Consider the following 20,603-nt stretch of genomic DNA (forward strand, 5'->3'; position numbering starts at 1 on the left):
GTACCGGGGTCAGCTCCGGTGGTTCGACAAGCTCCCCGACGTCCAGCCCGGTCGTGACCGCGTCCGCCCCCGGCAGCGTCGCCGCGCCCTCGGCCCACACGGCCAGCACCGCGTCGACGATGCCCTGGTATCCGGTGCAGCGGCAGACGTTGCCGCTCAGCCGGTCCCGCACGGCCTCCTCGTCCAGGCTCTCGTTCCGGCCGGCGACCAGGAGCTCGGTCGCGGCCGTCACGAACCCGGGCGTGCAGAAGCCACACTGCAACCCGTGTTCGTCGCGCAACGCCTCCTGCAGCCGGGACAGCCCCGCCGGCGGGGACAGCCCTTCGACCGTCCACACCGAACTGCCGCCGGCCTGTGCGGCCAACGTGGTGCACGAGCGGGCGGTACGCCCGTCGATGAGCACCGTGCACGACCCGCAGACCCCCTGCTCGCACCCGAGGTGTGTGCCGGTGAGCCCGAGCCGGTCCCGCAACAGGTCGGCCAGCGTGGTCCTCGGGTCCACCCGCAGCTTCGCTGGATGACCGTTGACCCGCAACGAGAACTCGACCGGCTCAGCCATCGGCCCCGGCACCTCCCCGCGCGCGGGCCGAGCGGACGGCCCGCTCGATCGCCGTACGGCGCAGCCGCCCGTACTCCCCGTCCTCGGGCGCCAGCAGCTCGGCCAGCGTCTCGGCGGTGGTCCCGGTGCCGTCCGGCGGCCGGATGCTCGCCACCCGGTAGCCGCCACCGGCCCCGAAGGTGACCGCCACGGCGGGTTCCGCACCGCCGTCCGGAAGCCGGACCGCGGCGCCGGCGACCGCGAAGTCACCGGCCCGGCGGACGATCTCGTAGAAACCGGTCCGGCCACCGCGCGGCGCGGCGACGCGCAGCCAGGTGATCATCTCGTCCGGCTCGAGCACCGTCTCATATGGACCGAGCACGAACTCCCGCGCCCGGACCTCGCGGGTGCCGGCGGCACGGGACTCCACCAGTACCGTGGCGTCCAGCAGCATGGCCACGGCCATCAGCTCGCCGCTCGGGTCGGCGTGTGCCAGGCTGCCGGCCAACGTGCCGGGATGCCGGATCGCCGGGTGTCCGATGTGGCCGGCCGCCTCCGCCAGTACCGGCACGGTCCGGGCCAGCAGCGGGTGCTCGGCCAGGACGTGGTGGCGCACCAGCGCGCCGATGTACAGCTCGCCGTCGACCACGCCGAGCCGGTTGAGCTCGGCCAGCCGCCCGATGTCCACCAGCTGGCTCGGCCGGGCGATCCGCAGGTTCAGCATCGGCACCAGGCTCTGCCCGCCGGCCAGCAGGCGTGCGTCCTCGCCGGCGTCCGCGAGCCGTTCCAGCGCCTCTGCCTTGGTGCTCACCCGGAGATACGTCAGCCCGGCGGGCTTCACGGTGCCCTCCGCAGCACGGTGGGATCCAGTGGTGTGCCGTCCAGGTGGGTTCGGCCGCCCGTCGCGTCGTCCGCGGCGCTGGCGATGGCCGCGTAGCCGGGGATGATGCCGCTCTCCCCCACCCCGCGCACGCCCAGCGGGTTCATCGTGCTGGGCACCTCGACGTGCGCCAGCCGGATGCGCGGCACGTCCGTGGTGGCCGGCAGCAGGTAGTCCATCAGCGTCGTGGTGAGCGGCTGGCCGGTCGGGTCGAACTCGAACCGCTCGAACAGCGCCCCACCTATCGCCTGCGCGACACCGCCCATGACCTGTCCCTCCACAATGGACGGATGCAGGGACCGGCCGCCCTCGTCGACCCCGACGTAGCGCAGCACCCGGGCGAACCCGGTCGCGTCGTCCACCGCGACCACCGCGGCGTGCGCCCCGGCGGTCCAGGTCACCGTGTCCGGCCGCCAGGTGTGTACCCGTTCCAGCACCGGGGCGTCGCCGGCCTCCTCCTGCCGCTCCCCGGCCAGCGCCAGTGCCAGCTCCTCCCAGGTGACCTTGGTGTCGGTCTCCGGATGGAAGAACCCGAACTCGTCCAGCCGCACGTCGCCCCCTCGCCAGTGCGCGCCGCGGCGCCGACCCAGCGCCTGCTTCGCGTCCGCCACCAGCTCCCCGGCCGCCGCGGCTACCGCGGGTCCGGCGTTGGCCGCGGACCGGCTGGCGTAGGTGCCGATCCCGTCCTCGGTGACGCCGGTGTCCGCGCGAGTCACCCGCACCGCCTCCAGCGGCACCCGCAGCTCGTCCGCGGCCACCTGCGCCAGGGTGGTCTCGTGCCCCTGCCCGGCCGACGCCGCGCCGGAGGACACCTCGAACCGGCCGGACGCCAGCAGCACCACCCGGCCCACCTCGTAGGGCCCGAGGCCGGTGCCCTCGGCGAACATCGCGTAGCCGGTGCCCAGCCGCTCGCCGTCGCGGAGTTCCTTGCGGGACACCGAGTCCAGGTCGATCCGCTCCACCTCGGCCACGCACCGGTCGAGCAACGCCAGGTAGTCCCCGCCGTCGTAGACGATCGGCTGCCCGTCGTGGTAGAGCGCCCCGACCTCGTACGGCAGCTCGGCGGCGGTGATCAGGTTGCGCCGCCGGATCTCCACCCGGCTCAGCCCGAGCACCGACGCGGCCCGGTCCAGCAGCCGCTCCATGGCGAAGCACGCCTCGGGCCGGCCGGCGCCGCGGTACTGCGTGGTCGGGGTCTTGTTGGTCAGCACCGCCCGCCCGGTGACGTCGAACGCCGGGATCCGGTACGGCCCGAGGCCGTGGATGGCGCTGTTCGCGGTCACCCCGCCCAGCCAGAAGTTGTGCGCGCCGAGGTCGACCACGAAGTCGTCGGCATAGCCCAGGATCCGGCCGTCGTGGTCGAGCACCAGCCGGTTGGTGTGCCGTCGGTCCCGGGAGTGCGCGGTGGCCACCAGGTGCTCGGCCCGGTCCTCCACCCAGGCGACCCGGCGACGCAGGTAGCGGGCCAGCACGCAGCCGACCAGCTCCTCGCCGTAGATGTTGGCCTTGGTGCCGAACCCGCCGCCGACGTCGGGCACGCTGACCCGCAGGTCCGAGCGCGGCCACCCGGCGGCCCGGCACAGCGCGGTGCGCACCAGGTGCGGGATCTGGCTGGAGGTCACCAGGTGCACGGTCGCGGTATCCAGGTCGAAGTCGGCGATCACGCCGCGGGTCTCCAGCGGCACACCGGAGTGCCGGCCCATCCGGTACGACCCCTCGACCACGACCGGACCGTCGGGCACCGTGCCCTTGGCGAACCGCAGGGAAGCCGCCACGTTGCCCGCGCAGTCCGGTCGTACCGGCGGCGCGCCGTCGGCGAGCGCGTCCGCCGCCGTGAACGCCCCGGGCAGGTCGCGGTACTCGACCTCGACCCGCTCGGCGGCGTCCTCGGCCAGGTACCGGTCGGTGGCCACCACCACCGCCACCGGTTCGCCGACGTAGCGGACCCGGTCGACGGCGATCGCGTCGACCCGCAGCGGCGCGGTCCGGAACCCGGTCGCCTCGACGAACCGCGGGTTGGGCAGGTAGATCGGCTCCAGTGGCCCGGCCATCCGGGCGAACGTCGCGCCGTCCAGCACCGAGACCACGCCGGGCGAGGCGAGCGCCCCCGTCAGGTCGATGTCCACAATGGACGCGGAGGCTCGGGTGCTGCGCACGAAGGCGAACTGCAGCGCGTCGCCGACCAGGTCGGCCAGGAAGCTGCCCTCGCCGCGCAGCAGGCGTGGATCCTCCCGGCGGGCGACGCTGGTCCCGACGGTGGGGGTCACGGCGCCCACCCGTGGTCCGGAGAGTCCGGGGACCATTCGGCGCAGGCGAACCGCTCACCGGCCGCGCACGCGTCGAGGTAGCCGGCGGCCTCGGCGCAGTCGATCACGTTGGCGTAGCGCATGTCCAGGTCGAACAGCGACACCGCGTGCGGCACCGGGGTGCGGTCGAACACCGCCTCGTGTGGGACGAGCGCGGTGAGCCCGGCGCCGAACGCGTCCAGCACGGTGGCCCGCACGCAGCCGCCGGTGGCGCATCCGGTCACGATCACCGTGTCCACCTCGTGCCGGCGCAGCTCGTCGAGCAACGGGGTGCCGGACAGCGCGCTCGCCGACGCCTTGGTGACCACCAGCTCGCCGTCCCGCGGCGCGAGGTCGGCGTGGATGCCACTGACCCAGGCCGGCGCCGCGACCAGCTCCGGTGCCCGCCGGTTCTTCTGCGACCACGGGCCCCGGTCGTCGGTCATCTTCGAGTAGCAGACCGGTATGCCGACGCCGCGAGCGTGCTCGATCAGTGCCCGGATGCGTGGCAGCGCGTCCCGCGCCGCGTCGCCGCAGGCGTTGGGGAACCGGTCGAGCACGCCGGGCAGGCTGGTGTCGCCGGTGCCGTCCCCGGTGAACTCGTAGGTCACGTCGACGACGAGCAGGGCGGGCCGACGGCCCGGCTCGGCCCGACGGCCGTAGCCGGCGGCGGTGTGCAACCGCCACTCGGCCGGACCGATCACGTCGGCCCACGGTGCCCGCCGAGTCGAAGTGGTCATGGTGTCTCCAGGGTGGGTAGGGCGGCCGGTGGCGGGGTGTAGCGGCCGGGCAGCGCGGCCACGGCTCCGCCGCTCACGACGGCTCCGACGCCGACGATCTCGCCGGCCTCCAGCGCGCTCGCCACGGTCGGGTGCGACGACCCGCGCACCGGGCCGACGAGCAGCAGGTCGGCCGGCTGCCCCGCGGCCAACGCACCGCCGGGAATCCCGTGTGCCCTGGCGACGTTCTCGGTGCCGCAGCGCAGCGCGGTCGCCGCGTCGACCTGGCCGAGGCCGGCGATGGCCGCGACCACCTGCAGGGGTCCGCGTGGCATCGTGCCGTTGCCGCCCGGGGTGTCGGTGCCGACCGTGATCCGGTGCAGCTCGTCCCGCTCGCGCAGCAGCCCGACCAGGTCGCGCAGCACCCGCAGGCTCCCGCCGAGGATCAGCTCGAGGTGGCAGCCGGTCCGCTCCACGATCGTGGCCAGCGCCTGGTCATCCATCGGGATCGGGCCGCCGTTGGCGTGCGCCAGTACCCGCGGCGCCACCGCGCTGACCAACTCGGCGTCCGCCTCCAGGCTGTGGCCCTGGTAGGAGGTTCCGCCCGCGTGCATCTTGGTCACCAGGCCGAACTCGTCGGCCCACTTGGTGTAGGCGGCGACCTCGGCCTCCCACCGGCGTCCGGCGAACGGGTAGTAGATGTACTTGACGCACTTCCCGCCGGCCTGCGCCACCTGCCGGAAGTGCTCCCGGTCCAGCTCGGGCACGGCCAGCAGGGTGCCTGCGTACACCCGCGGCGGGGTGGCGATGTTGCCGAACGCCCACGCCGAGTTGGCGGCCAGCCGGGCGGCGGCCTCCGGGGTGAGGACGCTCGAGCTGAACCCGGGGAAGGTCAGCTCGCCGGCCGAGACCATGGCGGTGACCCCCGCGTTCAGGTAGGTGTCGGTCCAGCCGTGACCGGGCGGCACCACCGACACCGAGCCGGCCACCGGGTGCACGTGCCCGTCGATCAGCCCGGGAACGGCGAGCAGGCCGGCGGCGTCGAGCACGGCCACCGGCTCGCCGTCCCGCTCGAGCGAGCGCAGCGCCGGGCCGACCCCGGCCCCGATCGCCAGCACCCGGCCGTGCGCGCAGAGCAGCTCGCGGTCCGTGCGCCAGCCCCAGGCGGGTTCGGCGGCCAGCAGCCCGCCGAGGTTGCGCACGTGCAGCGCCGGGCTCACTAGTCCGCCTCCCCGCGATTCACAGTTGTGGTCAGGTTGGGCAGGAAAAGTTCTGTGTGGTCACGTACTTGTGGCTGAGTTGCGTCACGTTCCCCTGAGGTGCGGCTGACGGCCCCCTCACTTGAGGTTGACAGAAGGTGTCTCACGGGCTCACTCCCCCAGGTAGGCGACCGCGTCGAGCTCGACCTGCCCGATGCCGAGCGCGCCGGCCTGGATCGTCGTCCTGGCGGGGTACGGGCTGTCGAAGAACTCCTCGAACGCCTGGTTCATCCCGGCGTAGTCGCCGAAGTCGGTCAGGTAGACGTTCAGCTTCACCACCGAGGTTCGGTCGACCTCGCGGGTGGCGAGCACCGCCTCCATGTTCTCCAGGCACTGCCGGGTGGCCGCCACGATGTCGCCGTCGACGATCTCGCCGCCCGGCGCGCGGGCGACCATGCCGGACACGTGCAGCCAGCCGCCGGCGACCACGCCGTGCGACAGCGGCACCTTCGGCGCGGCCATGGTGTCGGCGTTGAACTTGTCCAAGGTCATCTCCTGCTGCCTTTCTGGAATCACGTTGGGGGAACTCAGTTCTCGAGCTGGGCGCGGACCGCGCGCACCAGGTCCGCGGTGCTGAGCACGCGGCGGTGCTCCTCGGCGGTCTCCTTCAGCGACTCGACCAGGCGCCCCACGTCGAGCTCGGTGGCGTCGACGCCCAGCGCCGCCAGCAGGTGCTCCACGGCGTGCCGGCCGGAGGTCTTGCCGAGCACCACGTTGGAGCCGCGGCCGACCTGCTCCGCCTCTACCGGCTGGGCGGCCAGCGGCGACTTGATGTAGCCGCTGATCGAGATGCCGGACACGTGCCGGAACGAGTTCCGGCCGATGATCGCGCGGTTGCTCTGCAGGTGCAGCCGCATCAGCTCGGCCGCCCGGATGAAGCTGTCGCCGAGCCGGTCGACGGCCAGCCCGGTCTTCACCCCGAGCAGCACCTCCAGCGCCGCGGCCACCTCCTCGGTCGCCGTGTTGCCCGCCCGCTCGCCGACCCCGGCGATGCTGGACGACACGGCCTCGGCGCCGGCCTCGACGGCGGCGAGCGCGTTCGCGGTGGCCAGGCCGAAGTCGTCGTGGAAGTGCACCTCGATCGGCAGCCCGAACTCGTCGGCGCACCACCGGACCAGGTCGCCGACCGTCTTCGGGGTGCCGACGCCGACGGTGTCGACGATCCGGACGCCGTCGATGAGCCCCTGCCGGTTCAGCTCGCCGTACACCGCCCGCAGGTCCTCCCGGTCGGTGCGCAAGGTGTCGTAGGCACTGGCGAATGTGACCAGGCCGCGGTCCTTGGCCGCGGTGTGCGCCTTGACCGCGGCGTCGATCATCTGGTCGACCGACCAGCCGAACTTCGTGCTCAGCTGGTGCGGGCTGACCGGGCTGGAGACCACCACCCCCCACAGGCCACAGTCGGCTGCCATGGCGATGTCGTCGGTCCTGGCCCGGCAGACGCCGAGGGTTTCCGGGATGACCCCGCTCTCCACCACCGCGGCGATCGCCTCGCGCTCACCGGAGGACACCGCGGGGGTGCCGATCTCGGCCCGGCGAACCCCCACGTCTCGCAGGATCTTCGCGATGGCCACCTTCTCCGGGGCGCCGAGCACGACCCCCGGCTGCTGCTCTCCCTCGCGCAACGTGCAATCGCTGATCAACACGGTTCCTCGGTCCCTTCCGCTGCCCTGGCTCGGCCTGGCCGCACGCTCACCGCACGAGCCAGGACTCGTTGAGCAGCTTGTTCAGCCGGGCCACCTGCTCGTGGACGTCCCGCCCCATCACGACCAGTCCCAGCTCGTCCACCGGCAGTCGGGCCGCGGCGTTCAGGCCGGCGAGCACCTGGTCCTCGGTACCGGCGATGGCGAAGTCGCGCAGCACCTCGACCGGCAGCTCCTCGCCGTGCTGGCTCTCGTGCGACATGTGGTGGGAGAAGTCGTAGCCCGCGCGGATCCGCTCCCGGACCGCGTCCACCTCCGGGCTGGTGTCGAACGCCAGCGGGTGGCGCAGGATCGAGGCCACCCACGGCCGCACGTCGGCCCAGGCCTGCTCCTCCTCGCCGATGGCGCACGCCACCCACAGCACGGAGTGCGACGCGGCCGGGTCCCTGCTCGCGGCGCGGCGGCCGACCGCGACCCGCTCCAACACCTGGTCCACCGCGCTGGGCACGATGCCCGGCACGATGATCGCGCCGTCGCCCAGCTCGCCGGCCAGTTCCAGGGTCCTCGGCCCGCTGCCGCTGAGCAGGATCTCCACCGGCCGGGGCGGCCGGTCCCAGGACACCTCCGGACCGTCCGGCCCGGTGTCGGCCACCGACCTGGTGAGCAGCGTCCGCATGCCGTGCACCGCCGAGCGCAGCTCGGCCAGCCGGGCCACCCGGCCGTTGAGCACGCGCAGCGCGCTGTCGCCGACCCCGATCCCGAGCCGGACCCGGCCCGGGGAGTACTCGTCGAGCGTCTGCACGGTGGACGCCGTGATGGTCCAGTGCCGGTTCACCGGGTTGGTGACCGCCGGCCCGTAGCGCAGCGTCTCGGTGGCCGCCAGGCACAGCGCGATGCTCACCCAGCACTCCCGCCAGATCAGCGGGCTGTCGCCGATCCACAGCGTGTCGACGATGCCGCCGTCCAGCTGCCGGGCGAGGTCGACCGTCGCCCTGGTGTCGTTGGTCGGGTAGTAGCCGACACTGACCAGGGGGCGGACCGGACCGCCGGCGACGCGCTCGTCCCGTTGCACCACGATGAACTCCTACCTCCAGGTCGGGTTGGTCTCGCCTACCGCCAGCGGCGTGCCATGCGCCGTTCCAGCGCCCACAAGCTGGTGGTGCCGACCAGCGACGTGACGATGAGCAGGAGCACGGCTGCCCCCATCAGCTCGTACTGGGCCAGCGTGTACTTGGCGATGATGATCTGGCCGAGGCCGCCCTTGGAGCCGATGATCTCGGCGAACACCACGCCGACCAGGCTCAGGCTGAACGCGAGCCGCAGGCCGACCGCGAGCGAGGGCAGGGCGGCCGGAATGTCGAGTTTGAGCAGTCGCTGGTACCACGGCATGGCCAGGGAACGGGCCACCCGCCCGTAGATGGCCGGCACCGTGGCCAGCGCGCCGCCGAAGTTGATGATCACGGGGAACACGCCGAAGATGAACCCCATCGTCACCTGGGAGGTCGAGCCGAGCCCGAACACCAGCATCAGCACCGGGTAGATGGCGATCTTGGGAATCCCGTTCAGCGCCAGGATGGGCGGCTCCAGGATGCGCCGGGCGAACCTGGACAGCCCGATCAGGGCGCCGAGGAGCACGCCGGCGAGGGTGGCGAGCACGAACGCGACCAGACCGTCCACCGCGGTCTTGCCGACCGCGTCGGTGAACTCCGCCGAGGAGAAGTTGTCGATCAGGGCGCGCACCGTCCCAGCCGGCTCGGGCACCACGAACAGCACCAGGGACAGCACGTACCAGACGACGCCGGCGACCACGAGGACGACCAGCGGGCCGATCGGAAACCGGCGCCGGTCGCGCCCGGCACGTCGGGCGCGCGGCGCGGTGGTCGTGGCGGTGCCGTCCGGACCGGCCTCGCTTGGCGTGGCCGCCGTCGCGGCCGAACGGTTGGTGCTCATTCGTGATGCCTCAGCCACACCGCGCTCACCGCGAGCAGCACGGTCACGACCACAAAGGACAGTGCGAGGGTGGCGGCGAGGAACAGATACATGCTCGGCACGTTGAACGTCTCGTACTGGTACCGGACGGCGTAGCCGAGCCCTTCGCTGCTGACCATGAACTCCATCCCGATCGTGCCGACGAGGCTGTAGACGGCCCCCACCCGGGCCCCGGTGAAGACCTCCGGGAGCGCGGCCGGCAGCTCGATCCGGCGGAACCGCAGCATCGTGGGCAGCTGCAGCGCCCGGCCGACCATCTTGTGGATCTCCTTCTGCTCACGGAATCCGATCCAGGTGTTGAGCGCCACCGGAACGCAGCACATCACGGTGGAGATCGCGATGATCGGCCAGGAGTTGATGCCCAGCAGCACCAGCAGGAAGGGGTAGAAGACCACCAGCGGCACCGCGTAGAAGGCCAGTAGGTACGGCTCCAGCGCGCGGCCGAGCACCGGCACCCGCCAGAACAGCACGCCGAGCCCGAAGCCGAGCAGGAAGCCGGCCACCAGGCTGGCAACCACCCGTGCCGAGGTGATCGCCAGGTGGTCCAGGAAGGTCGCCGGCGCCGGGTCGACCAGCTGTGTCTGCGCACCGATGATCTCCCCCAGCGGTGGGAAGATCCTGGTGTCCACGAGCTCGGTCTCGGTGACCAGCCACCAACCCGCGACGATGACGACCGTGAGCACCAGGAACGTGATCACCTGCGACCAGAGCGTGCGGACCAGCTCGCGCTGCATGACCCGACCTCCCTACCGCGATCCCAGGAGATGCTCGCGTTCGTCGAAGGCGCGTTGCGACTCCTTCCGCATCACCGTCCAGATCCGCGCGTTGAGGCGTTGGTACTCCTCGGTGCTCACCAGTTCGGGCCCGCGCGGGTAGTCGAACGGGACGGGCAGCCGCTCGCTGATCGTCGCCGGCCGGTAGGACATCACCCAGACCTCCTGGCTGAGCAGCACGGCCTCCTGGATGTCGTGGGTGACGAACAGGACGGTCTTGCTGGTGCTCTGCCACATCCGCAGCAGCTCGACGCCGATCATCAGCCGGGTCTGCGGGTCGAGGGCACCGAACGGCTCGTCCATCAGCAGCACCGACGGATCCAGCGCCAGGGTCCGCGCGATGGCCACTCGCTGGCGCATCCCGCCGGACAGCTCCCTCGGGTAGGCGTGCTCGAAACCGGTCAGCCCGACCAGGTCGATCATCTCCTTGGCCCGGCTGAGCTGCTTGGCCTTGGGCAGGCCCTCGACCTCCAGGCCCAGCCGGACGTTGTCGACCACGGTGCGCCACGGCAGCGTCGAGTCCTCCTGGAACACCACGCCGATCGACCGGCGCGGGCCGCGGACCAGCTCGCCGTCCACGGACGCCGTGCCGGTCGACGGCTTGACCAGGCCGGCGACGATGTTGAGCAGCGTCGACTTGCCGCAGCCGGACGGGCCCACGATGGACACGAACCGGCCCTGACCGACCGAGGCGTCGATCGTCTCCAACGCGTGCGTGCTTCCCCCGCCACGCAGGTCGAAGGTCTTCGACACCCCGTCGATCAGCAGGTGCGCATCCGCGGAACTGGGGTTCCCCACTGCGGCGCCTCCGTTCGGTGGGACGGTGCGGTCGGGTCGGCGGTCGGGTGGACGATCGGCCACGTCGAGATCACAGGTCCGCCGTCGCGTCCTCGGGCAGGTACTGCTGGTCGAAGATCGCCGACCAGTCGATCGGCTCGGAGACCTGGCCGGACAGGTTCATCAGCTCCGAGACGGTGTCCAGCGCCTCCGGCACCGTCTTGTAGGAGTAGAGCTCCGCGGCCGGGATGGCGGCGTCGGCGATGCTCTTCTCGATGATCGCCGCGTCGATGTCCATGATCTCGCCGAGTTCGGGCGCCACCGCCGCGGGGTTGCTGGCGATCTCGTCGAACACCGTCGACATCGCGCGGAAGAACGCCCGCACGGCGTCCGGGTTCTCATCCGCCCACTCCTGGCTCACCACGACCATGTCGGCCGGGAACCAGGGCAGCACCTCCGGCGCGTCGATGACCACCTTGGCGTTCTCGCTCTGCACCTTCTCGGTGACGAACGGCTCCATGGCCCATCCGGCGACGACCTGGCCACTCTTGCTGGCCGCCCAGTTCTCGCCCATCCCGCCGGCCGGCACGACCTCGCCGAACTTGACGCCCTGCTTCTCCTCGATCCCCGCCAGCAGCAGGTTCACCGTGGCACCCGGCACCGAGCCACCGACCTTCTTGCCGCTGAGCTCGGACACCTCGTTCGGGCCGATCCAGTAGAAGCCGTTCCTGGGTGCCCACAGGCTGACGATCTTCACCCGCGGGTCGCTCTGCGCCGCGAGTACCGACGCGGCCGGCGAGCCGATGGCGATCTCCGCGTCACCGGTACTCAGCGCGCGGAGGGTGTTGCCGCCGCCGGACGCGGACGCGAACTCGACGTCGAGCCCTTCGGCCTCGAACTCGCCGCGGTCGGCGGCGACCTTCAGCGCGGCCATGAACGGCAGCGTGTCGATGAGCGTGGCGGTCAGGCGGACCTTCGTCAGACCGCCCTCCGTGCCACCGCCGGCGTCGTCCTCCGAACCGCACGCCGCGACGCCCAGCAGGAGCGAGAACGCCGCAACCAGTGCGCCCACCCGTACCCAGCGGCGCATGCCGTTGATCCGTCGCATACATCCTCCTCACTGTATTTCGGGTAATGTATACGAGATCCATTCGGTGTCAACAGATGCCCCGGATCCGTGACGTGTCCTGGCGGATCGCGGCCGGCTCGCCGTGCTCAGACAGTGCTCGACCAGCTGCGGCGCGCTACCAGCACGGCGGCCGACCTCACGCTGACCTCAGGTTGACGTCATTGTGTGCCGGATCTACCCAGGTCGGCGAGAGGTCTGTGCGGAGACGATGTCGATCACCGCGGCAGATTGACGATGTTGCTGAACGGGGTCAGCCGTTACGATACCGTGAACAATGTATACATAATTCATTCCTCGACGTGCTCGCGACCGGCTCACGGCCATGCCACCGCAGGGTGAGATCATCGACAACGACCCGCCACCCGACCGGTGGCCGGCAGACAGGGGGAAGCGACCGTGGTGTTCAAACGACCGCCGACGGCACAGGAAGCGGTTCTGCAGGAGTTACGCCGGTCGATCCTGGAAGGCGAGCTCAAGCCCGGCACCCAGATCGTGCAGGACGCCTTCGCGGAGCGACTCGGGCTCAGCCGCGTTCCGGTGCGTGAGGCGCTGAAGATCCTCGAGGGCGAGGGGCAGGTCCGCTACTCGCCGCATCGCGGCTACTTCGTGACCGAGCTGGACCTCAACGAGCTGCTGGAGATCTACCGGATCCGCGAGCTGCTGGAGACCGAGGTGGTGTGTGCGGCCGCCCCCCGGCTGACCGACGAGGACGTCGACCGCCTCACCGCCGCCATCGACGACATGGCGGCGGCCAACGAGGTGGCCAACATCGTCGCGCTCACCAATGCCAACCGTCAGTTCCACTTCTCCCTGTTCGAGGCGTCGGGCCTGCACCGCTTCGTGCGGATGATCCGGCAGCTGTGGGACTCCTCCGACCCCTACCGGTCGCTGTACTTCGCCGACCCGACACACCGCGTGGTGGTCGACGTCGAGCACCGCGGGATCCGTGACGCCGCACAGGAGCGCGACGCGCCGACCCTGGTACGCCTGCTCAACGAGCACCGCGGTCACGCCGTCGAGGGCCTGAAACAAGTCCTGAACCGGTAGTGGATCAGGTTCGGGAGATCGTGGGGCTGGTCGGCGACGCCCCGAGGCCATAGGCAGCTACCTCCACGGATCCGCCGTGCTCGGCGGCCTCCGGCCGGCCAGCGACGTGGACGTCCTCGTCGTCTCCCGGCGGCGCATGGTGGATCGGGAGCGACGGGCACTCCTCGACGGACTGCTCACGATCTCCGGCTTCGCGAACGGGGCCCGCCCGGTCGAGCTCACCGTCGTCGTCCAGTCCGACGTCCGCCCGTGGCGGTACCCGCCGACCGCCGACTTCCGGTATGGCGAATGGCTGCGCGACGAGCTCGAGACCGGTGGAGCCCCGCGGCCGGAACCGATGCCGGATCTGGCCCTGCTGATCACGCTGGTGCTGGCGGGCGGCCATACACTCGCCGGCCCGCCACCGGAGCGGGTCCTCGACCCCGTCCCACACGCGGACGTGCTACGGGCGAGCGTCGCGGGAATTCCAGACCTGCTCGACGACCTGGACGGCGACACCCGCAACGTCGTGCTGACCCTCGCCCGCGTCTGGACCACCCTCGCCACCGGCGAGATCAGACCGAAGGACGCCGCCGCCGACTGGGCCCTCGCCCGGCTCCCGCCGGAGCACCGCCCCGTCCTCACACATGCCAAGGAGCTGTATCTCGCCTACCGGTACTCCGAGGAGAGCTGGACCGACGAGCTGAGGGCACGGGTACGCCCGCAGGTGGACCACGTGCTCGCCGAGATCGACCGGCCGCCACGCCGCTGAGCAACCGATCGTCCTTTGTGGACATCAGCGCTCGGCTACATGATCCGGTGCGGGGCTTCGCTGAGAATCGACACGTACGGCCGCTGGTGGTCGAGGGTGGGTTGGGCGTAGGGATCGTCCTCCGGGGAGAAGTACCCCACGATCTTGTCGGCGCCCAGTTCGACGGCGATACCGGCGCCCGCCGCGGTCAGGAGCTTGACCTGTGGCGGACCGGGCACCTTGAGCCCCCACTGGATCGCCTTGGTCGTGGCGATGGGTTTCGCCACGTCGACCGTGGTCTGTGCCCACGACTGGTCGCCCTTGATCGCGGCGTGGATCTCGCTGGTGATCGTCAGTGCCCTTTCGATGTGCGGCACCGATCGGGCGAGCCGGCTGCTGTTGGTGAGGACGTCCTCGTGCATACGCAGGTTGGCTTCCACGATGTCCCGTTGGGCCGACACGAGCTCGCCGCCGTACTTGGAATACCAGTCGTCGACGCTGATCTCGCCGTCCTCCGGCACTATCGCGCGCAGGAGTTCGGCATGTGCCTCGTCCTCCCGCTTGCGTGCCTCGGCGACGATCTCGCCGCACGCGTTGAACGAGTCCACCTTCTGGTTGTACTCGTCGACCGCGTCGTTGAAGGCGTCGATCTCGGCGCGGGACGCGTCGTACGAGTCGGACGCGTCCTGCCCCGACATCGTGCCCGACATCGCCGCGGGCGAGTCACCCGGAGACTCCGGCGGCAGGATGAACGGACCGTCCACCTCCAGGCCATCCTGCGTAGCCTTGTCCCGCGCCTCCTGCATGAGCTCGTTCACCGCGTCCAACTCGCCCGCGAAGTCTCGCAACGCGTTCGCGTACGTCTCACACGTGTAGGCCAGGTCCTCACACGCGTTGTGCGGGGGACGCAGCTCGTCGGCGAAACGGTCACTCGCCGGCCCGGTCCAGCTCTCCGCATCCGCGTACAACGCGTCTCTGCTGTAGTCGGCCGCATACGTGGCGTTGTTGGTATAGGTGTCCAACCAGTCCGCCGTCCACTGGCAGGACTGCGAGTCACCACTCACCCTGGTGTCGAGCACCGGGCCGGCGGGCACCGGGCCATCGGACACCGGTGCACCACCACCCGGCACGTCATGGTCGTACATGTCCGTTCACTCCTCCGTCGGACTGCCGCGCTCGGGTCAGTACGGACCCATCTTTTGCCCGGACGGCCTGCCTTGGTCGGTGAAGACCGGTGGAGGCGGCGGCTTGGACTCCAGCAGGTCGGCGTAGTGCTCGGGCGCCGGCGCAAGCCCCTCCAGCCGGACGCGGCCCGCGTTGGTGTTCTCGATCTCGTCGTACGTGCCGCGCGCGGCGTCGACACTGGCCGAGATGTCCGTGAATGCCTGGCGGATGGCGCCACCGGCCACCAACACCCGCTGCAACGCGGCCCCCACCACCTCTGAGGACATGCCGGCATCCGGCGTGGCAAGCGAGTCGTCACGCACCGAGCCGCCCAGGTGCAGTGCCGCCTGGTTCACCTGCCATGCGATGTGTCGCAACCGGTCCGGCTGGTAGCTGTACCCGTCTGCCGGGTCAGAGCCTCGAGAGTCCACCGGCTCCTCCATGAGGTCCTCCTGCTCGTTCGTCTCGGGTCACCGGAAACGGTTGTCGCGGGTCCAGTCCACCCGCGGTGTCTGATGCCGCAGTTCCTCGGCCAGTTCCAGGTCCCACGCGACGCTGCCGGCTCCGGCGTCGTCGGCGACCTGCGCGATGTCCTCGAGCAGGATCTCCACCGCGGCCTGATGCGGCCCGCAGCCCGCCCGCAGCGCCTCGATCGAGGAATACACCAGCAGCACCCGTCCGCCCGAGGAATCGGTCCGCAGCTCGACCTCGACCCGCCGGTCGCGGGGGTTCGCCGACCGGGCGGGCACCCACACCGTGTCCGGCGCGTCCGCGACCCGCTCCCGTCGCGGCAGCGGTTCCCACTCCCGCGGGTCCACATCCGGATACCTCGCTCCGTCCGGATGCCACACATCCAACGCGACCAGCAACGGCACCTCCGCCGTGGCGTCCACGTCGATCAGGTCCGCCATCGTGAGCCGAACCCACGGTTGACCCGCGCCGCACGACTCGACCAGGTTCTGGATGCTGCTGTACACCCACAGCACCGCCTCGCCACGTGGTGTCTGGCTCCATTCCAGCCCACCTCGCGGTAGCGACAGCCCGTACAACCGCTCGATGCCACTGTGCGCCAGCCGGTCGACCTGATGCAACGCGGCGCGGCTCAACGACCGCAACCGCCCGGTCTCCTCCATGACACTGTCCCGCATCGCGTCCTACAGGTACTTCAGGCAGGTCGACTTGTAGCGGTGGGTTTGGCCCGAACACTCCGTGACATAAACCCAGCCGTCGGAGCACCTCTTGTTGCGGTACTCGGGATCGACACGGTCCTTTCGCCACACCCAGGCGTTCTTGCCCAGGCATCGCCTCGCGCGCGTGTAGTCGATGAACCGGCATCCCGCGCTGGTGGAGTCCCGGCGGTGATATCCGGTGCTGCCGCAGTATCCAATGCTGACATGCTGTCCTGCCCCGTTCGCGTTGCAGTTCTTCGCCCAGGACGGGTATTGGGGATAGGCGTCGCACGATCGCCAGGTCGGCGGTGCGGCGGCGGCCTTTCTTCCGGTCGGCAGCAGGTCGAGTGAGGCGATCCCGACGACCATGCCGGCGCCGAGCATGCTCCGGAGCACCCCGCGCCGGGAGAAGTGCGTTCGCTTGATGGTCTTCCTGACGCCGCTGCGAGCCGGGTCGGGTGGCGGAGTGGTCGCGTCGGGAATGCTCCGTGGGTCGAGTGCCATGTCTCCTCCTCGTGGTTATCGCTCGGTCCACGACAGGGTGGTGAGTCGATCGAGGAATTCCAGGCGCGGGCCCTCGGTCGATTTCTGCTTACCCTCGCCGCTGAGCACCGTCACGGTGGTGGTGTTGGCGAGAATGAACACCGGCAGGTCATCGTCGATCTGCCGCCAGATCTCCCCGGCGGAAGCCTTGGCGCCGGCCCAGGTCGGCACGAGCTCGAACGCCGCCGCCGCGTTCTTGACATCGAGGTAGCCGACACCGGGAACGCGTTTGATCACTTCGATGGTCTCCACCTCCTCGACGTCCGGTGTCTGGCTTTCGACGACCAGCCCCGCCGCCGAGTCGGTGAACGTGATCCCGTCGAAGTAGCGCAGCGCGTGCGCCGTCGGCGTCCGCGGATCGGACAACCAGATCGCCGCTTCGTGGAACGGGCCCCGCCACAGTGCCAACGCCTGCTGGTCGCCGCGCGCGAGAAGAAGCTGCCCGCCCCGGCTGTCCAGCCGGTCGGTCACGGTGCCGTGCAGCACCTCGGCGATGACGTAGTCGTAGTTGCCGGCGAACTCGATGTCGAAGCCCCGCACCTGATGGCCCGTCGGTAGCAGGCGGGCCGGATCGCGTGCGGTGAGCCGGACCTGCGCCGACCACGGGTCGTCAAGGTCGTAGCCGTCCGCGGCGAGCGTGATGAGGCCGCCGTCCGGGGTTTGGAACCTGGATGTCGTGCCGTACATGGACCTCTCCCTCTGCTGACGGTCTCAAAAGGAATGAATGGTGAGGACGCCCAGCGTGACTCCGGCGGCCGCCGTCAGGCCGAGTCGTACCGTCCGGTCGAACGTGACGAGCTGCGCGTCCCAGCCGTCGTGATCGCGGTGCGCGTGGCGCGACAACGTCATCCAGGCGCGGCCCGCACCGAAGCCCAGTCCCGCCAGCAGACCCTCCGGCAACCCGGCGATCAGCATCAGCGCGATGGCGAGTGTGTGGGGCAGGCCGCTGGTCATGAACGTCCGCAGGCCGGTGCCCATCTCGAATCCGAACTGCAGGGCACCGAACCGCGCGCCCTCCTCGACCACCGACAGCGGTACCTGCCGGGCGTTCTGCGGCAGCCGCAGGCGGAGCAGGCCGAGCTCGTTCGACGCCACCAGTGCGAAGGCCACGGCCACCAACACCGCCGGCGCGACGCCGGGCAGGATCGGCCGCAGGAGAAGCGATCCGAGCGTCACCGCACACAGCGCGCTGGTCAGCCCGCCGGCGAGCAGGCCGCCGGAGAACCACCACCGTGCACCACTTCGCCAGACCGACGAAGTCAGCATCGCTGAGTTGTAGCTTCAAACGGAACCGGAGATCGCGTAGCCGGCCGACACCGCCGTGACGACCCACGCGACGAGCACCGGCGGCGTCGAGGTCAGCGCGAGACAGCCGACGAGCAGGGCCGCACCGCCCAGGACGGCCACCGGCGTCAGCGGATGCGTGAGGGTGCGCCGGGTTCTCGACACGGGATCCACCCACATCGTTCGCCCGCCTACCGGCTCGCCGTGCCGGTCGTGACCAGGTTCGTGACCAGCGCGCGGACGGCGGCCTCGGACCCGGCCGGCTCGGTGGCCTCGACTTCCCCGTCCGGTCCGACCACGACGATCGCGGGCCGCCATCCGGGGTCGAGGTGGTGGTAGGCGCCGGAGTCGACCACGTATCGAACCCCATCGAGATCATCCCCCAGGTCGTTGGCCGCATAGCTCAGCACGACGAAGTCGACGTCCGCACTGTCGATGTCCGCGCTGTCGACGTCCGCACTGCCGGCCCGCGCGAGGTCGGCGAAGACCGGAGCGACCTCGGCACACGTCGGGCAGTGGCCATCGACGAGCAGCACGACCGACCGGACCTTCGCGCCCGTTGGCCGGACCGACACCGGCCCGCCGGGCGGCGGAGCCGACGACGCGTGTCCGGCGGGCGCCCGGCGCCGCAACGCCGCCCGCACATCGCGAAGTTGATGGAGAAGCCCGGCCATGGCGAACGCCAGGACTATCAGCACGATCCACGCCAGGACCACGGCGGCCGTCAGTGCGTCCATCCCGCCCCCTCGGTGTCGACGGTTCTCAAGGCGCCGGGAACCACGTAGGCCAGCGCGGCGATCGCGACCGCGCCGGACGCGAGCAATGGCAGCGGCACCGCGGCGTGCGCTCCGGGCGAGCTGGTCACCGCCGCCGCGACACCGGCGCCGGCGGCGAGAATCCCGGTCCGCATCACGGACGGCAGCGAGGCCGGACCGTCATCGCCGAAACACCCGCAGGGCACCGCCGGGCGGCGGCGGTACAGCACCACGGCGTAGGCGAGCATGGCGACGTAGAGCCCGCCCTCGACGGCGAAGACGATGCCCGGCCCGCCGTTCGGGGCGAGGCCGGCGACCACCACGGCCAGACCGACGACCAACTCCGCGGCTACCAGCAGGTGCGCCACCGGTCGCTGCCAGCGATGGGGCAGCAGCGCCTGGCTGGCCAGGATCGCCCGCAGCGGGTCGAAGCGCCGAGCATGGCCGACGCCCGCCGCCACCAACACGAGCCCACCGCCCGTCGCGATAGCCAGCGCGACCGCCGTCACCATCAACACGTGCGTACCCCCGAACGCGGCCTTCATCTCAGCTCATGAGATGGCGGCTACCGTAAGCTCATCTGAACGGTACGTCAACCGGTGCGATCGACCCGAGCCGCCGTGACGGTTGCCGCGCCACTCCGAGGGGCGTCGCGACGGTTTCCGCTCAGGCGGACTCGGGTTCGGCGAGCACGATGCCGCACTGCTCGCAGGTCACGCCTGAACCCAAGCTCGGCTCGGTGATCACGAGCGTGACGGTGCCGGCGGCGATGTAGGAGATGCGCATCTCCAGCTCGGTGTAGGGCAGCTCGGGATCGGGCACGTACTCGGACAGGTCGACCTCGGTACGGGCGCGCTCGGTGCCGGTCGCGGCGTCGTAGACCACCAGCGTGCGGTGGGTGTCCCGGTCCGCGTCCCGGCGCACCGCGTAGACCAGCTCGTCGACGACCACCGGCGAGCCGGTCGGCCACCACGTGCCGTCGGTCGGTACGCGCCACGCCAGGCGCTCGTCGGTCGTGCTCCAGCCCGCGTAGGCCAGCTCGCCGTCCTCGGTGGCGTCCGGGTTCGCCGACACCAGGACCTCGCCGTTGCCCGAGCGGTAGGTGCCCTGGTCGACTGACGAGCTGGCGATCGAGACGACCTCACCGGTCTGTGCCGAGTAGACCGTCGCGTCGCCGAGCAGCACCGCGACGGCGAACCGGTCCTCGCCCGCGGGGATCACCCGCGTGCCCTTCTCCACGCCGATCCACCGGTCCGTACCGTCCGGGCCCAGCAGCTGCGCGCCGAAGCCACCCTCCCGGCACAGCAGGCCCAGGACGAGCACGTCGCCGGCGGCCAGTGCCTCACCCCGCGTGGTGCAGCCCTGCCGCAGCGGCGCCGACCAGGCCTCGTCACCATCCTCGGCGTGGTAGGCGGTCACTCCGGAGTCCGTCAGCACCGCCACCGTGGTGCCGACCGTGACCAGCTCCGCGTACTCGTCGCCGCCCGTGTCGGCGTGCCAGCGCGCCTCCGCCGCCCGCGGGTCGAACCGGACCAGGAGCCCGTCGTCCCAGCGCACGTACACCGCGCCGCCGGCCGCCGCGACGCGGCGGGCCTCGCGCCCGTCCCGCCGGTAGGCCCAGAACTCCGCGCCGCTGCGTAGGTCGTAGGCGGTGATCCCGTCGCCGCGCTCGATGCGCAGCCCGTCCAGGATCACGGGGCTTCCCGCGCGGCTGACCACTGTGGACGGATCGGCCGGCGGCGAGTCACCCACCGCCGGTGGATAGTCCCCGGCCGGTCCGGCGACCTCCTCGTCGTAACGGTCCACTCCGAACACGACGTATCCGCCCACCGCCGCGCCGACCACCGCCACGGCGGCCAGTATCAGCAGCCGCCTCCGCGTCCACCGTCCCATGCCCCCCCTACCCCGCTCACCTGGGTGAT

The 20,603-nt window shown here is 71.1% G+C and carries 24 protein-coding genes; 2 read left to right on the forward strand and 22 right to left on the reverse strand.

What is annotated here, in order from left to right; translation table 11 throughout:
- From ACRDTB_RS07025 to ACRDTB_RS07080, 12 genes are all read right to left on the reverse strand, one after another.
- The coding region (locus tag ACRDTB_RS07025) for a (2Fe-2S)-binding protein (protein WP_431429154.1) at positions 1-559 on the reverse strand (559 nt) is incomplete at its 3' end.
- Positions 552-1,349 (reverse strand): FAD binding domain-containing protein, encoded by a 798-nt coding sequence (locus ACRDTB_RS07030; RefSeq protein ID WP_431429156.1) that lies wholly within the window; start codon positions 1,347-1,349, stop codon positions 552-554. The genes ACRDTB_RS07025 and ACRDTB_RS07030, both read right to left, overlap by 8 nt.
- A 26-nt stretch (positions 1,350-1,375) precedes the next feature.
- Positions 1,376-3,685 carry a xanthine dehydrogenase family protein molybdopterin-binding subunit gene (locus ACRDTB_RS07035; protein WP_431429157.1) on the reverse strand — a complete coding sequence of 770 codons (2,310 nt, stop codon included), beginning with the start codon at positions 3,683-3,685 and terminating at the stop codon, positions 1,376-1,378.
- On the reverse strand, positions 3,682-4,443 hold the full coding sequence (locus ACRDTB_RS07040) for a cysteine hydrolase family protein (protein ID WP_431429158.1): 762 nt from the start codon (positions 4,441-4,443) through the stop codon (positions 3,682-3,684). The genes ACRDTB_RS07035 and ACRDTB_RS07040 overlap by 4 nt, the downstream gene beginning before the upstream one ends.
- Entirely contained in the window at positions 4,440-5,642 is a 1,203-nt protein-coding gene (locus ACRDTB_RS07045) for an amidohydrolase family protein (protein WP_431429159.1), read from the reverse strand. Before ACRDTB_RS07045 ends, ACRDTB_RS07040 begins: the two co-directional genes overlap by 4 nt.
- A 150-nt stretch (positions 5,643-5,792) precedes the next feature.
- The gene (locus tag ACRDTB_RS07050) at positions 5,793-6,173 is read right to left on the reverse strand and encodes a RidA family protein (protein ID WP_431429160.1); all 381 of its coding nucleotides are present in this window, start codon (positions 6,171-6,173) and stop codon (positions 5,793-5,795) included.
- A gap of 35 nt (positions 6,174-6,208) precedes the next feature.
- Positions 6,209-7,324 carry a LeuA family protein gene (locus tag ACRDTB_RS07055; protein ID WP_431429161.1) on the reverse strand — a complete coding sequence of 372 codons (1,116 nt, stop codon included), beginning with the start codon at positions 7,322-7,324 and terminating at the stop codon, positions 6,209-6,211.
- Positions 7,325-7,370: 46 nt separating this feature from the next.
- Entirely contained in the window at positions 7,371-8,396 is a 1,026-nt protein-coding gene (locus tag ACRDTB_RS07060) for an LLM class flavin-dependent oxidoreductase (RefSeq protein WP_431429162.1), read from the reverse strand.
- Positions 8,397-8,431: 35 nt separating this feature from the next.
- A complete protein-coding gene (locus ACRDTB_RS07065) occupies positions 8,432-9,271 on the reverse strand; it encodes an ABC transporter permease (RefSeq protein ID WP_431429163.1) in 840 nt (279 codons plus the stop codon).
- Positions 9,268-10,044, reverse strand: coding sequence for an ABC transporter permease (locus tag ACRDTB_RS07070; RefSeq protein ID WP_431429164.1), 777 nt, complete (start codon positions 10,042-10,044; stop codon positions 9,268-9,270). Before ACRDTB_RS07070 ends, ACRDTB_RS07065 begins: the two co-directional genes overlap by 4 nt.
- A 12-nt stretch (positions 10,045-10,056) precedes the next feature.
- Positions 10,057-10,881, reverse strand: a complete 825-nt coding sequence (locus ACRDTB_RS07075; RefSeq protein WP_431429165.1) for an ABC transporter ATP-binding protein — start codon at positions 10,879-10,881, stop codon at positions 10,057-10,059.
- A 70-nt stretch (positions 10,882-10,951) separates the two neighbouring features.
- Complete coding sequence (locus tag ACRDTB_RS07080) at positions 10,952-11,968, reverse strand: ABC transporter substrate-binding protein (RefSeq protein ID WP_431429166.1); 1,017 nt, start codon at positions 11,966-11,968, stop codon at positions 10,952-10,954.
- 417 nt (positions 11,969-12,385) lie between these two features.
- Between ACRDTB_RS07080 and ACRDTB_RS07085 the strand changes: the two genes are divergently transcribed.
- On the forward strand, positions 12,386-13,036 hold the full coding sequence (locus ACRDTB_RS07085; protein ID WP_431429167.1) for a GntR family transcriptional regulator: 651 nt from the start codon (positions 12,386-12,388) through the stop codon (positions 13,034-13,036).
- Positions 13,037-13,085: 49 nt separating this feature from the next.
- The gene (locus ACRDTB_RS07090) at positions 13,086-13,787 is read left to right on the forward strand and encodes an aminoglycoside adenylyltransferase family protein (RefSeq protein WP_431429253.1); all 702 of its coding nucleotides are present in this window, start codon (positions 13,086-13,088) and stop codon (positions 13,785-13,787) included.
- A 35-nt stretch (positions 13,788-13,822) separates the two neighbouring features.
- On the opposite strand, the gene ACRDTB_RS07095 is transcribed toward ACRDTB_RS07090, so the two are convergent.
- The 10 genes from ACRDTB_RS07095 to ACRDTB_RS07140 form a co-directional block, all read right to left on the reverse strand.
- Positions 13,823-14,911: a hypothetical protein gene (locus ACRDTB_RS07095; RefSeq protein ID WP_431429168.1), complete on the reverse strand. Its 1,089-nt coding sequence runs from the start codon at positions 14,909-14,911 to the stop codon at positions 13,823-13,825.
- 36 nt (positions 14,912-14,947) lie between these two features.
- Positions 14,948-15,361 (reverse strand): hypothetical protein, encoded by a 414-nt coding sequence (locus tag ACRDTB_RS07100; RefSeq protein ID WP_431429169.1) that lies wholly within the window; start codon positions 15,359-15,361, stop codon positions 14,948-14,950.
- 39 nt (positions 15,362-15,400) lie between these two features.
- Positions 15,401-16,078, reverse strand: a complete 678-nt coding sequence (locus ACRDTB_RS07105) for an SAV_915 family protein (protein WP_431429170.1) — start codon at positions 16,076-16,078, stop codon at positions 15,401-15,403.
- A 6-nt stretch (positions 16,079-16,084) separates the two neighbouring features.
- Complete coding sequence (locus tag ACRDTB_RS07110; protein ID WP_431429171.1) at positions 16,085-16,603, reverse strand: hypothetical protein; 519 nt, start codon at positions 16,601-16,603, stop codon at positions 16,085-16,087.
- Between the two features lie 15 nt (positions 16,604-16,618).
- Complete coding sequence (locus ACRDTB_RS07115; protein ID WP_431429172.1) at positions 16,619-17,329, reverse strand: hypothetical protein; 711 nt, start codon at positions 17,327-17,329, stop codon at positions 16,619-16,621.
- Between the two features lie 24 nt (positions 17,330-17,353).
- On the reverse strand, positions 17,354-17,908 hold the full coding sequence (locus tag ACRDTB_RS07120) for a hypothetical protein (RefSeq protein ID WP_431429173.1): 555 nt from the start codon (positions 17,906-17,908) through the stop codon (positions 17,354-17,356).
- Positions 17,909-17,923: 15 nt separating this feature from the next.
- On the reverse strand, positions 17,924-18,091 hold the full coding sequence (locus tag ACRDTB_RS07125; RefSeq protein WP_431429174.1) for a hypothetical protein: 168 nt from the start codon (positions 18,089-18,091) through the stop codon (positions 17,924-17,926).
- A 26-nt stretch (positions 18,092-18,117) separates the two neighbouring features.
- Complete coding sequence (locus tag ACRDTB_RS07130; protein WP_431429175.1) at positions 18,118-18,663, reverse strand: hypothetical protein; 546 nt, start codon at positions 18,661-18,663, stop codon at positions 18,118-18,120.
- On the reverse strand, positions 18,651-19,226 hold the full coding sequence (locus ACRDTB_RS07135) for a MauE/DoxX family redox-associated membrane protein (protein ID WP_431429176.1): 576 nt from the start codon (positions 19,224-19,226) through the stop codon (positions 18,651-18,653). The genes ACRDTB_RS07130 and ACRDTB_RS07135 overlap by 13 nt, the downstream gene beginning before the upstream one ends.
- 121 nt (positions 19,227-19,347) lie before the next feature.
- Positions 19,348-20,574 (reverse strand): PQQ-binding-like beta-propeller repeat protein, encoded by a 1,227-nt coding sequence (locus tag ACRDTB_RS07140; RefSeq protein WP_431429177.1) that lies wholly within the window; start codon positions 20,572-20,574, stop codon positions 19,348-19,350.
- Positions 20,575-20,603: the final 29 nt, after the last annotated feature.

Origin of the sequence: Actinophytocola sp. (assembly GCF_050699935.1) — a bacterium.
Classification (GTDB): domain Bacteria; phylum Actinomycetota; class Actinomycetes; order Mycobacteriales; family Pseudonocardiaceae; genus Actinophytocola.